The 13061-nt window shown below is 45.3% G+C and carries 13 protein-coding genes; all 13 read left to right on the top strand.

Annotated features, from left to right (window positions below; genetic code table 11):
• The first annotated feature begins 53 nt into the window (after window positions 1–53).
• Window positions 54–3107: a CHC2 zinc finger domain-containing protein gene (locus tag KO473_RS19955; protein WP_122130602.1), complete on the top strand. Its 3054-nt coding sequence runs from the start codon at window positions 54–56 to the stop codon at window positions 3105–3107.
• 16 nt (window positions 3108–3123) lie between these two features.
• Entirely contained in the window at window positions 3124–3513 is a 390-nt protein-coding gene (locus KO473_RS19960; protein WP_005819045.1) for a single-stranded DNA-binding protein, read from the top strand.
• 11 nt (window positions 3514–3524) lie between these two features.
• Window positions 3525–3854, top strand: a complete 330-nt coding sequence (locus tag KO473_RS19965) for a hypothetical protein (protein ID WP_005819044.1) — start codon at window positions 3525–3527, stop codon at window positions 3852–3854.
• A 66-nt stretch (window positions 3855–3920) separates the two neighbouring features.
• Window positions 3921–4250 (top strand): hypothetical protein, encoded by a 330-nt coding sequence (locus KO473_RS19970; RefSeq protein WP_005819043.1) that lies wholly within the window; start codon window positions 3921–3923, stop codon window positions 4248–4250.
• Between the two features lie 547 nt (window positions 4251–4797).
• Window positions 4798–5268: a hypothetical protein gene (locus tag KO473_RS19975; RefSeq protein WP_005795408.1), complete on the top strand. Its 471-nt coding sequence runs from the start codon at window positions 4798–4800 to the stop codon at window positions 5266–5268.
• A gap of 93 nt (window positions 5269–5361) precedes the next feature.
• A complete protein-coding gene (locus KO473_RS19980) occupies window positions 5362–5817 on the top strand; it encodes a hypothetical protein (protein WP_216035141.1) in 456 nt (151 codons plus the stop codon).
• Between the two features lie 53 nt (window positions 5818–5870).
• Entirely contained in the window at window positions 5871–6848 is a 978-nt protein-coding gene (locus KO473_RS19985; RefSeq protein WP_216035142.1) for a hypothetical protein, read from the top strand.
• 35 nt (window positions 6849–6883) lie between these two features.
• Entirely contained in the window at window positions 6884–8152 is a 1269-nt protein-coding gene (locus KO473_RS19990; RefSeq protein WP_005795418.1) for a carboxypeptidase-like regulatory domain-containing protein, read from the top strand.
• A gap of 58 nt (window positions 8153–8210) precedes the next feature.
• The gene (locus tag KO473_RS19995; protein WP_005795420.1) at window positions 8211–8930 is read left to right on the top strand and encodes a hypothetical protein; all 720 of its coding nucleotides are present in this window, start codon (window positions 8211–8213) and stop codon (window positions 8928–8930) included.
• Window positions 8931–8947: 17 nt separating this feature from the next.
• Window positions 8948–9904 (top strand): hypothetical protein, encoded by a 957-nt coding sequence (locus KO473_RS20000; protein ID WP_032542663.1) that lies wholly within the window; start codon window positions 8948–8950, stop codon window positions 9902–9904.
• 353 nt (window positions 9905–10257) lie between these two features.
• Complete coding sequence (locus KO473_RS20005; RefSeq protein WP_122130604.1) at window positions 10258–10653, top strand: hypothetical protein; 396 nt, start codon at window positions 10258–10260, stop codon at window positions 10651–10653.
• 47 nt (window positions 10654–10700) lie between these two features.
• Window positions 10701–11306 (top strand): hypothetical protein, encoded by a 606-nt coding sequence (locus KO473_RS20010; RefSeq protein ID WP_122130605.1) that lies wholly within the window; start codon window positions 10701–10703, stop codon window positions 11304–11306.
• Window positions 11303–13024 (top strand): hypothetical protein, encoded by a 1722-nt coding sequence (locus KO473_RS20015; protein ID WP_122130606.1) that lies wholly within the window; start codon window positions 11303–11305, stop codon window positions 13022–13024. The genes KO473_RS20010 and KO473_RS20015 overlap by 4 nt, the downstream gene beginning before the upstream one ends.
• Window positions 13025–13061: the final 37 nt, after the last annotated feature.

The following is a 13061-nucleotide window of genomic DNA, read 5'->3' on the forward strand; positions in this document are numbered from 1 at the left end:
TTTGACCCCGAATCAATGAAACAGAACTGATCATGTAACTAATCCCTTGAACTATGTATTTTAATGATGATGAGATAAGACGTATCAAAGATGCTGCCACAGGACATTTGCTTGATGTTGCGCAAGACTTCCATGAACTCAAACGCTCCGGAGTGAATTACAATTGCGATTGTCCCCGGTGCAAAGCCGCAAAGAAACTCTCAATTAGTCCGGCCAAACAAATCTTTAAATGCTTTGGATGCAATGAATTGAAAGGTGGAGATTCGGTTTCTTTCTTAATGTCCGCTGAAGGAATGACCTTCAATGATGCTCTTGACTACCTTGCCAAAAAATTCAATGTCATTCCCGATCAACGTCCGGCCATCAAGAAACAGCCGGCAAAAAAGATGAAAAAAGGCAGCAAGGCTGCCAAAGGTATCGATGTCGACAGTTATTGTGCCAGGATGCTGGCAGAATCAGGTCTTACCTTTGAGGATGTCACAGCAAAGGTCTATAAGACAGGAGATACACAAAGTATATTCGAACAACGTACTTTCCGTCCTGGTACCATTGATGAACGAGGAATGTTAACCACTAAGGGAGATGATGTCATCATTGAATATTATGATCTGGAAGGAATGCCGGTTGTCTTCACCCGGAAAGATAATAAAAGAAGGGACGTTGGTACTCCTCAAGAATATTATCGTATCAGATGGCAGTTTCCGGATGCCCACCTTGATAAAGAGGGTAAACCTTACAAATACAAATCCCCGCGTGGCAGCGGTACTCCGATCTATATTCCGGAGCGCATACGCAGTCTCTATAAGTCAAAGACAAAGATACCCCGTCTCTATATTCAGGAAGGTGAAAAGAAAGCGGAGAAAGCATGTAAGCACGGTATCCCCTCAATCGCAGTCAGCGGTATACAGAATCTCGGTCTTTACGGTGCCCTTCCGGAAGACCTGGTGAAGATCATCTCTACCTGTGAGGTACAGGAGGTTGCTTTTATCTTTGATTCGGACTGGGACGATATCAGCTCCAATATCCGGATCAATGATCAGGTCGAAAAGCGTCCCCGCTGTTTTTTCTATGCAGCAAAAAATTTCAAAGAATATATGCGTTCTCTCAAGAACCGGAACATCTTCGTTGAAATATTCGTCGGACACATTAATAAGAACGAAGCAGGAGACAAAGGCCTTGATGATCTGCTCGCAAATTCTCTGCGCGGAAAGGAAGAAGAACTGGCCGCCGATATTGAGTTTGCCTGCAATGAAAAGAAAGGTTTGGGAAAATACATTGAGATGTTCAAGGTAACTACCTGGACAGATCATAAATTGCAAGAATTATGGGGACTCCACTCTCATGAAGTCTTTGCCGAACGTCATGCCGACCTCCTGCGTAACCTGCCGGAGTTCCTATTCGGCCGATATCGATGGAAATTCGACGAACATGGAAAAGTAATCTTGGCACAACCTTTTGACGATGATGAAAAGTTCTGGAGAGAAGTCACTAAATATGATCGTAGCCAAAATGAACGTATTGAATATGAGTTCTGCTATGTCAACTCACAAAACTTCTTGCAAAACAGAGGATTCGGACGTCTTCGGAGAATTGATAAGAGTTATCAGTTCATTCACCTTGAACCGCCTGTCGTTCGTGCTATCGACGCCTCTGATGCCCGTGACTACCTGTTTCAGTTTGCCAAGCATAATTGCAAGACTGAGGTAAATGAAATGTTGATTAAAGGCGTGTCTCAATATGTGGGTCCGGACAAGTTATCCCTGCTTGAGTTTATTCAGCCCAATTTCGTTAAGCCCAACCGGGAATCCCAGTATTTCTATTTTGATAAAAATTGCTGGCTGGTCACAAAAGATTCTGTAAGCGAACTCGGTTACGAGAATATCACACACCACATCTCGGAAGAGCAACGTAAAATGACACCGGCCAAATATCTGGGTAAACCGTTGGTTACTTTTAGCCGGCAAGACAACACATTTACTTACGAACTTTCAGAGGCCGGTAAGAAATCCCATTACCTCCAGTTCCTGATCAACACCAGTAACTTTACCTGGAGAAAATCTGCTGAAGAAATAGAGCCGGAAGAAGAGAATGAAAATCGTATCCATCTCCTTAGTAAACTGTGTGCAATCGGATACATGGTTATGGAAGCGAAAGACAATAATGTGGCCAGAGCTGTCATCGGCATGGATGGCAAACAATCTGAAGTAGGAGAAAGTAACGGCCGTTCCGGAAAATCACTTGTAGGGGAATTGATGCGTAATATCATTCCTACAGCCTATATTCCCGGAAAACGCTCTGATCTTTTTAATGATCAATTTGTATGGAATGACATTCAGGAAAACACTAAACTCGTTTTTATTGACGACGTGTTACAAAACTTCAACTTTGAATTTCTGTTCCCCAACATTACCGGGGATTGGTCAGTAAATTATAAAGGAGGTAGAAGGATCACTTTACCATTTGCGCGATCACCCAAAATGTATATTGCTACCAACCATGCCATCCGTGGCAGTGGTTCAAGTTACACGGACCGCCAGTGGCTGCTTGCATTCTCCGATTTCTATAACGATACCCATAAGCCGGTTGACGACTTCGGGGTCCTCTTCTTCTCGGAGTGGGATTTTGAACAATGGAATCTTACCTGGAACCTGCTGGCCAATTGCGTCCAATTGTATTTGACTTATGGCGTTGTCCAGGCTCCCGGCGAAAGGTTAGAGCAAAGAAAGCTGCGTCAGGAAATGGGTGAAACCCTCATCTCCTGGGCTGATGAATACTTCTCCGGAGAAGAGCATCTCAATGTCCGTTTACCCCGGAAAGATTTATATGACGCATTTTGCCAATACGACAATCAGCAACGAAAGTTTGTATCACCAACCGCATTTAAGAAGAAATTTATAATGTATTGTTCTTGGAAAGGTTATGTATTCAATCCTCACAAATATGACAGTATAACCGGGAAACCTTTTCAAGTCGATAAGGACGGGAAGGCAGTTGTAGATGATAAATCCGGAGGTGTAGAGTACTTTACGGTAGGAACCGGAGCCCAACCTATCCCGGAAGAAGATAATAGCCGGTTACCACAACCGACAGGTAAACTCGTTTTCTAACTTAAACATAAAAACAATGAGTGTAAACAAATGTATTTTTATCGGCAACATGGGACGTGATGCCGAGGTCCGTACCACTGAAACCGGTATCAAAGTAGCCCAATTTTCCATTGCATGTACAGAGCGCGCTTATACAAACAAAGCCGGTCAAACGATTCCGGAGAGAACCGAATGGATACCCGTCGTAGCCTGGAGGGGATTGGCGGAAACCATTGAGAAGTACACCCACAAAGGGAGCAAACTGTATATTGAAGGCAGATTCACAACCCGGAAGTATGAAACAAATGACGGCCAGAAAAGAACCGTTTCTGAAATCGTAGCCGAAAGTATTGAAATGCTCGATCCCAAGCGGGATGTTCCCCCACTCCCTCCGGAACCTGAGCAGAAATTGAGTTATAATCCATAAAATGACATGCCATGAACCTATCTTCTTTTAAACTGACCAATATTAACGAATTGATATCCGTATACAAAGAGAATCCGGAGCGCTTTAATCGCTTTTATAACGCAGTGTATCTGCTGCTGGATAGCATTCCGGAATGCGGAAGTATTCGTGTAATGGATCACTGTGAGGCGTCATCCTATGACTTGTTTATAAAGTGTGCATGTTGGATTATTCAGGAAGAGACGGAACAGAAAGAGTTGACGGATGCATTACTTGAGTTTTCGGATGATTATACAATTATTCGCCGGTGCGCGAAGTTCGTAAAATCCAAATCCTGGGTTCATTTCTACTCACGACGATAGGAGTATATTATCCCAATTTATTACCCTGTAAAGATACGTCTTTTATTTGATATACACAACATTATAATGATAAAAAAAGAGAATAAAATATTCGTAGTCATATCTCCTGATCCCGTCGAGCGTGAGCAGTTGATCGCACGCCTGGCCGTTCGTTTAGGTTTTGCCAAGATTCCGTCCGATGCACTCAAGATCATAAGCAAGGACATTTATTCCTTTGACCTGGCAACTGCATATTTTGTGCTTTGCAGTAACTATCATTTCCGGGGTTCTATCGTCACAACACAACGGTTGTATGAGCTTGCAGCAAGAGGTATCTGTGTTTGTGTAGGTGTGAAGTCACTGCCCCGTGAGTACGAGTTGGTATCTCAGGTGTTTTATCCGAATGATTTGCGATAGCACAAGTCGGAACATTTATCCGGCCGCGGTACGCATCAGCGTATCGCGGCTTTGTTTTTTCGGGGCGTTCCCCCTTTACCCCCTCTTGCTTAGAAGAACGTTTTGAACAACTGTGCCTGAGACGGAGTAAAGCCGGCAACGAGGTGTATATATATTATTTTTATTTTTTCTTTCTTCTGTAAAAGAGACTACCTTAAAAATATAGAATATTTTTGTGCTTTCGTGCAGACAGGTGCAATTCGGTATTTATTACACTATAAATCAAATATTTAAACAGAGCACAAATTTCGTACAAAAACGTACGCCTCGTACTAAATTGCACAAAATTGTATTTTGTACGCACAATGTATCAATCGTACAAAAACGTACCATGTTTAGTACGGATGTAAACCAATTATAATCAACATATTATATGATAAGACCGCACGATTTACACAGTTGCACAAAAAAGGAGTACCGTTTTTGCAAGGGGGATTAGTTTGTTCCGGTAAGTCTTGTTTATGTCCGTAAAACTTTGTATATTAGCGTAAACCATTCTATGACCTAAATGATAACTACCAAAATCGAAGTTCCTCCGCATCTATGTGAGTATATCCGCGGCAAATACTGTAACCTGACCTCTGATCCGGTCCGTTTTCCCGATAACCTGAATATCTATCACGTGATATTCGACCTTCTTCAGAAGAGACCGTCGGAAGCTCCGGTTGATCGTGGTAATTTAGAAATCTGTCTGCCTGAACGAAGTATAGGCAAATCCCCAGTGACCTACAACTATTTAGGGCTTCGCTCCCAGGTAATCATTTCCCGGAAAATAGAATTGATGATGTGGGCGGAGTTGCATGAATACCTGGACGAACAGAAGCACCGGTACGGAATCAAATACATTGATGGAGTGCAATTCTTCATGCGCAGATATGGAATTGATTCTCTTACGGAAGAAGCTTTTCTCAAACACTACCAGCGTTGGAGGGCAAAAGTGAGGAGAAAAGAAAAAAGGAGCTATAAAAAGCGAGAATAATTCATCGAGTAAGCGTAGTTAAATGTCCTTTTTTTGAGTGAAAAATGTTCGAAAAAAGAGAATCACAGATAGTATATTGTAAATCAACAGAATATGAATACAAACAATATCGGAGGAGTCATTCAGGCAGATTTCCTGTTCACGGATGAAATAAGTTTATTTTCAGTCATCAATCACTCAGCCGTTATCAGCCTTCACCGGTCCAATACCTGGAGAAACCTGCCTATCACCTATATGGGAGTTTCTCCAGATGTGGAAGCGGACGACACTCAAGCCGGTACGCTATACAAACAGACCCTTACCATCCGTCTGAAACGCACAGGACTGACAGATTCAGAACTTCACATCCTGCGGACTATCAATGTACGTGGTTGCGTAGTAAGATGCAAGGATGCGAATGGCAATATCCGATTGTATGGAAGCAAAGAGTACCCGCTTCTGGGAACCGTGATAGAGAAAACAGGAACCAAGGCCTCCGACCTCTCCGGAATTGAAGCCACTTTTTCCGGAAAAGGCGCCTATCCTCCACTACCTGTTACAGAGTTATAACCGTCCTTCGGCATCATTATATATAGCCGTATCATTGCAACAAAATAAGTGCAATGAGCCAAAAACGCATCATCTTATCAGATTCATCACTCAACCGGTACGGCTACCGGGTTCTTACTGCGGGACTTCTTCTTGAAGCTTTCATTGACAATCCGGTGATGCTGTATGGGCATTTCCGTGATGAAGGATCACCCCTATGGTGTGATTACAAAGCAATCGGATATTGGGACGATATCAAGATAGAGGACGACGTGCTTTCTGCTATTCCTGTTTTCGACAAGGTAGACGATTTATCGAAGACCATTGCCGCAAAATACGAAGCAGGGACCTTACGGGCCGCAAGTATTGGTATACGTATCCTGGCCACATCCTCCGAAAAAGCATATCTGCTTCCGGGACAAACACGCGAAACTGTTACCAAAGCAGAAATCATGGAGGCTTCCATCGTGGATATCCCGGCCAACTCCCATGCCGTGTGCTTATACGACCGTTCCTCCTCCGTTTTACTGGCAGCGGGTATGGACACGAATATTGTGCCAGCATTAACAATCCCAAAAGAAAAGGCAATGAATTACAAACCATCATGGACCGGCTTCCTCTCTTTCCTGGGAATTTCAAAAGATAAAGCGGAAACCACCGAACTGTCTGCTGAAAACCTGGACTCTATCCATGCTGAAATGGAACGATTAAAGACAGAGAACGCTACTCTTGTACAGGCTAAGACCGATATTGAAGAGAAACTTAACTCTGCCAACGCGAAGATTACAGAGCTGAACGGTTCTATATCCGGCAAGGATAACGAGATCAGTACTCTCAAGAACTCTATCACTGAGAAGGATTCTAAAATCACCCAACTTGAAGAGCAAGTGAAGAATCTGAAGAACGGTCCTACACCGGGGCATGCCGGTCTGACTCCTGAACAAGAGCCTGAAGGTAGCGGAACCCAGGAAGAGTTATCTGCTTTTTGTGACCAAAACGCAGGAAACTATCAAGCCATCACCGAGAAATTAAAAGCTGAGGGCCTGTATTAATAACCTAAACTTTAACTATTAAAAAGTCTATTCAAATGGCTGCAAATAAACTAATTGATGTCTCTAAACTGAACGAAGCACTGGTCATTTATGACCAGGCACTTCGTGCGCTGCCGTTTGCCACCCTCACCGAAGTGGCAAACCTACTGAAGCTGAATGTTATGGACCTGCAAGGCAAACACGCACGTATCAACGAGCGGCGTCGTGCCGGTGGTACGCAATCGTATAAAATCGGAAAGAACTTCGGACTGGTCGATAAACTCTTAGGTTACGAACCCTCAGTCATCGAGCCGAAAGATGTTGTCTGCATCACCAAAGAAAATTCCCAGAAGTACGATGACAACGAACTGCTGATCATCGGTGGCACTCCGGTAAGCAACACTACGAAAAAACATCCGATGGAAACCAAGGTTGCATTTACCCTGGTACGTTCGCATCTGGAAGATATCGTATATAGCCTGTTCTCTGCCGAACGGGATGAAGATTCCAACTCACCCGGCGGGGCTTTCGATGGTATTTATACCAAGATGGACATGCTGATCACTCGTGGCGATGTAAATGCGGCCCGTGGTAATTTCGCTATTTCCGGAGAGTTTGCCGCGCCAACGTCAGATACAGATTATACAGCTTACGAGAATCTGGTGGAATGGATCGGAGGCGCAAACACCTACCTTCGTTCTTCAATAGGCGGTGTACCACAGCTTTTGTGTGCTGAAACCGTTTTGAAAGCTGCCCGTTCAGCATTACGCAATAAGTTACGCATGCAGGAATATCCTTCCATGCAACGCATGCTTGAACTCTTGCGGGAAGACGCCATGTGTCCGAACCTGATTGTCTCCTCCCACGAAGCTTTGGGCCAAGGTTCCCGGCTGACCCTTCAGAAAGTTGGTAACATAGACGTGGCGTTCAATACTCAGGCGGCTTCTAAATTCTGCCAGATACGTGATATTTACGAGGACCCCAACGAATGGCAGTTCTGGTTGCAGGCAGGATACGATACACGTATCAATGACTGGCATGAGAAAGTCTTCCGCTGTAACGAGCAGAAGAACGAATCCCTTGACCTGGCCGGTGACTATTGTAAAACCGGCGGAGTGCAGGTAGCCATCACCGGCACCGACAAAGGTCAATGGAGTATCCAGGGAAAAGTTGCCAAACGCGGTAACGGCCAATGCATCATTGGACTTCCTCCGGGAAAATACACCATCGAGTTCACTGATGCCGATGGCAAGACCAAACCGGCAAATACACAGGTTACAGTTGTTGCCGGTGAAGTAGCCACCGCTACCGGAGCCTATACTTAACTAATCCGGGGGAAGGGACTCTTACCTTCCCCTACATAAACTAAACAATTACCTGATTATGAAACGATTTATTCTTTGCATTTCATGCCTGCTTATCTGCTGCCTGTTCTTGCTTCCGGAAGTACAAGCGGCCATTCCGGATACCGGAAACTGGATCAGCCATCATCTTCTGACATCAGACGGTTTAACCGTTCTGGCTGCCGGTCCGGCATTTGCCCCGTTAAAATGGAATATCGGGCAAAACAACATGGGAGGTTATAAAGGACGGCTGCTCTTTATTCCGTATGACGCTCCTTCAACCGTACCAATGATTCCGGCAAAGCCTACTACGAATGAGGACCTGATTACCGCTTCGGGATCATTCACTTTTCCAAGCGGCGGAACCTACACTCAGCCGATTTACTTGTATTCCACAAAAGGGAAAGTAGGTTATAAAGCGGAAATTCAAGGCGAAACGGACGGAAAATCTTTTAAGCAGACTTTAGAGTTTTTCTTTCCCGGCAATACTCCGGGAATGCATGCTTTCAGTACACTTGTCAAGAACACTCCGGGGTACTTCGTCTTCGAAGATTCCGACGGCCAACAATTCCTGATGGGTAAACCGGGCATGTATGCCGATGTATCACCCTCCTTTGATGGTGGTAAGCTCGCCGCCGATCAGCGGGGAACTGCCTATACAGCCACTTGTGACGCAAATGAATCGGCTGTTGTTTTAGGGACACCAATCGACATGGAAGTCATTGCAGGCCTGAAACCGGCTCCAAGTCCCGGAGGTTAACATAATACATATATTTTATGACAAGAAACGAACAGTTAGAAAAATGGTTGTCAAACCGTCAGCGCAGGTACGCTGACGGTATGGAACTCTTTAACGCTTTAGCAAAGGCAAACACCAAGAGCAGCTATGGGAACTATCTTTCCCAGGCACCGGAGAATCCTCACATTTTCGATCCCCACTTTACACAATTAGTCAATATACTGACTAAAATAGCCAGGGAAATAAAAGATGCTCCTTCTGTTTACCCGGCTGCATTCGAAGAGATCCTGATCGTTCAAACACTGAATGATGAACAACGGACTCAAGAAACCGATATCCGGAAAGAGGCAATCGACCGACTCCAAGAGGAGATCGACGGACTGCATAACCGTATCAGCGAACTTGAGAGTGACACGGAAAATCATGCTGACGAACTCTCAGCTTTAAATGAAGAGTTCGAGGAGAAAATGAAAGAGCTCTCCGCTATCCGGGGCGAACTGGATGCCTTGAACACTCCGGGCGTCAAGATCGTAACAGAAGAATCCCTCACTCCTGCCTTACGTAAAGCATACGCCCGTATCAAAGAGATCGCTCCCCTGTACGCCAGTCTCCATAATGATATTGCGAATCCGGATATCCCGGCAGAGGAACGTCACCCCCTCGCAGAAGAACTCTGCAAGCTGGACGACGAACGTCGCAAACTTTGGAAACAGATTGACGATTACGCAGAAGGCAAACAGGCAACCTTAGAGCTTGATGCTAAACGTCCTGAGTATAGTGAAAATGCAGTGGTCAGAGGCTTCGAAATAGCCCGTCAGATCAAACGTCTGAAGCAGAACATTACGAACAGCAAAACAGCCGCAGAGAGGGCCGGGAAAGAGGGAAAGCAGGCTGTTCTGCAAAACGCACTCGACCGGATTGCTAAATACGAAACTGAATTAGCCGCTTTAACGGCAGAATTATCGGCAGAACAAGGTGAAAAGGTTTCAGGATAACTTTCCTTTGGCTTTGTGTCCCGGTTCTATCGAACCGTTCATGCACAAAGGAGACTGGGCAATACATGAAGTGTTGCCCTCTCTTTTATCTGAAATAAAAAATAATTTGGAAAAATCGCTCCACATTCAAAATTAATCACTATGTTTGCAGTGCTTAACAATTTATATATTTCTGATGTGAGTTGGACGCTTGCATTTATTGTGCGGGCATTTTTTATGTCCAGACATATAGTGTACCATATTTGGTATCCGTGTACCCCCGTGTGGAACTGTAATAGAACCACAGACATCAGAAATGAGTTGTTAAGCAGCGGGAAAGGCACGGATACTTTCATTTTAAAAACAGTTTGTTTATGCTTAACAACTCTGAAATTTTCAACGCTGCTACTAACAGCCTCGGAACGTCCACCCACGAAACGGGCAACAATTCACCAATTGTCCTCACCGGCAATCCTTACACTGACCTTGCCGCTTACGGCATCGACCTCCACGGATGCACCATCCGCTACCTGCGTACTCCAAACCGGTCAGGAAACACCGTTACCGGACGTTTCAACATCTCCGGGCGTGAAGAGACTGCCGGAGCTATCAGCTACGAAGCTCTCATCCTCTTCCTGGCCGAGAAGCGAAAAGAACGTATCCGCTATGTGGCGGAATGCCATGCACGCAAACGTCGGCGCAATTTTGCATCTTGGTTATCGCGTCATCCGGAGTTCACATTCCATAATTGCAACGTTACTTTCATGTAGTGATTTGAAGTCTAAAGGCGTGGCCGATCACTTAATTCCGATCAGCCATGCCTAAAAAAGACACAACCTACGACCGCATCGAACGCTCCCTGTTCAAAGATCGGGGTGAATCCGCTCTCCGGTTATCACCAAAGGAGATGGAAATAAAGAATCGGATGATGCTTTGTGTTAGTAAGAAAATGGAAAGCCCATTAATTGAAGACCAGGAGCTCGTTACTTTTCTCATGCACGGATGTGGAGGGCAAGCGGAACCTGTTTCCCAATCACAGGCCTATCGCGATATCGGTATGATCAACCGGCTGGTCGGTAACATCCAGTTAGCGGCCAAATCCTGGTATCGCTACATGATCGTAGAAGGAGGAAAGAAGGCATTTCAACTCGCTATCGACAACGGAGATGCCAAAGGAGCTGCCGCCGCTCTCGACAAGATAGGTAAATACACCCGTTCCGACAAAGACGATGACGCATTCGACTTCAGTCAGCTTATTCCCCCATCTTTTGAACCTTCTGACGATGTGACGACACTTGAGGGCATTGAAGTGATAGACAATCTGGAGCAACGCCGCCAGGAACTCCGCAACTTATGCAAAGATATGTTGACCAAACAGGCGACAGATATTCAAACCATTGAAGAGGAGGATATTGAAGAATGACAGCCCAAGCCTCTCCCATACCATCGGCATACGAACTCCGGATGAAACAGGCCAATGTGATACGGAAGTTCTTCAACAAAATGCAACGCCAGGCAATGGCTATTGCCGCACATGACGAATACATCGTTGCATCGCGTGGTACCGGTAAGTCAGAAGGTATCGACGCCCGCTTCATTCTCAGAAACGTCTGGGAAATGCCCGGTTCATTGGGTGGAATGATCTCTCCCAGCTATGCTAAAGCCTGGGGGAATACCCTTCCGGCTATCTGTAAAGCACTCGCCGAATGGGGATACATTCAAAATATCCATTATGTCGTTGGCCATAAAGCACCACCTTCCATGGGCTTTGCCAAACCTGTCCGTCCGGTACTCGGAGACGGATGGAGTAATGCTTTCCATTTCTGGAATGGCACGGTCATGGTCATTCTTTCCTTTAATCAAGGGATGTCCGCAAACTCCATGTCGCTTGACTGGGTGATAGGGCCGGAGGCAAAGTTCCTTTCCTATGACAAGATAAAGAACGAGGTCAATCCGGCCAACCGGGGAAACCGGCAATATTTCGGGCACTGTCCTCACCATCACAGCGTATGTTACTCAACGGACATGCCCGGATCATCCATGGGACGTTGGATTCTCGACAAACAGGAAGAGATGCAGCCCCCACATATCCAACTCATTCGCAACCTGTATAAAGAACTTCAGGATTACAAACGTAAACCGCTGACCGAACACACCATGCGGATGATCCGGGAACTTCAACGTGATCTTGACATAGCCCGGAAGTTTCAGCCTGCACTCAAACCCAATGATAAGAAAAAACGGGAATACACTGTATTTTATGGTGAATATGATGTCTTTGATAACCTTGAGGTCCTGGGAGAAGACTTCATTTGGCAGATGCAGCGTGATTCTCCCCCGTTGGTATGGCGTACCGCCTTCCTGAACGAACGGCTGATGAAAGTTCCCAATGGCTTTTATAGTGCCCTGGACGACCGCATACATTTCTATCAGCCGGCTGATAACGGAAGGCTGAAGAATCTTGGAAGTAATTGGAAGCAACTGAGTTCCTGCGGCTGCCTGGGAGATGGTGACCTTGATTTTGACAAAGAACTGCATATTGCATTCGATTCCAATGCGTCAATCTCGACAGCGGTAGTGGCACAACTGGACGGGAATACGATGAAAATCATCAAATCGTTCTATGTCAAAACCCCATCCAAACTCGGAGACCTGGCACAACAGATAGCTGACTATTACCGTCCCAAGCTCAATCACGATGTAGTCGTCTACTATGATCATACCTTTACCTGGGAGTCGGGCTCCACAACAGAAACCTATGCGGATATCATTGAACGTGTATTCAAAGAGAACCGGTACACTCCTGCAATGGTATATGTCGGACAGGCACCCAAACATGAATGGAAACACCTCAATATCGATCTCGCATTGAAAGGTGATCCGCAATTCCTGTGGATTCGTTTCAATCTCTATCAAAACGAGTTCCTCAAGATCGCCATGGAGCAAACCGGTATTAAGCAGGGTAAAAACGGTTTTGAGAAGGACAAAGCTCCGGAAGGTACTGACGATACTCCGGACAATCCGGATCAATACAAAACCCATGTTACGGATGCCTTCGACACATTATGGCTCGGCATGAATTTCTACTTCACACGTCCGGGAACCGGCACCGGAGGAATATTCTTCCTCAATCGGAAATAAAAAATCATCATTTGATGAAAAAACATAGATAATAGTT

It is taken from the genome of Bacteroides sp. HF-4919 (genome assembly GCF_018860125.1).

Bases quoted from the DNA above. Each gene is read 5' to 3' on its own strand.
- KO473_RS19955 (WP_122130602.1), top strand. From the start codon at position 54: ATGTATTTTAATGATGATGAGATAAGACGTATCAAAGATGCTGCCACA.
- KO473_RS19960 (WP_005819045.1), top strand. From the start codon at position 3,124: ATGAGTGTAAACAAATGTATTTTTATCGGCAACATGGGACGTGATGCC.
- KO473_RS19965 (WP_005819044.1), top strand. From the start codon at position 3,525: ATGAACCTATCTTCTTTTAAACTGACCAATATTAACGAATTGATATCC.
- KO473_RS19970 (WP_005819043.1), top strand. From the start codon at position 3,921: ATGATAAAAAAAGAGAATAAAATATTCGTAGTCATATCTCCTGATCCC.
- KO473_RS19975 (WP_005795408.1), top strand. From the start codon at position 4,798: ATGATAACTACCAAAATCGAAGTTCCTCCGCATCTATGTGAGTATATC.
- KO473_RS19980 (WP_216035141.1), top strand. From the start codon at position 5,362: ATGAATACAAACAATATCGGAGGAGTCATTCAGGCAGATTTCCTGTTC.
- KO473_RS19985 (WP_216035142.1), top strand. From the start codon at position 5,871: ATGAGCCAAAAACGCATCATCTTATCAGATTCATCACTCAACCGGTAC.
- KO473_RS19990 (WP_005795418.1), top strand. From the start codon at position 6,884: ATGGCTGCAAATAAACTAATTGATGTCTCTAAACTGAACGAAGCACTG.
- KO473_RS19995 (WP_005795420.1), top strand. From the start codon at position 8,211: ATGAAACGATTTATTCTTTGCATTTCATGCCTGCTTATCTGCTGCCTG.
- KO473_RS20000 (WP_032542663.1), top strand. From the start codon at position 8,948: ATGACAAGAAACGAACAGTTAGAAAAATGGTTGTCAAACCGTCAGCGC.
- KO473_RS20005 (WP_122130604.1), top strand. From the start codon at position 10,258: ATGCTTAACAACTCTGAAATTTTCAACGCTGCTACTAACAGCCTCGGA.
- KO473_RS20010 (WP_122130605.1), top strand. From the start codon at position 10,701: ATGCCTAAAAAAGACACAACCTACGACCGCATCGAACGCTCCCTGTTC.
- KO473_RS20015 (WP_122130606.1), top strand. From the start codon at position 11,303: ATGACAGCCCAAGCCTCTCCCATACCATCGGCATACGAACTCCGGATG.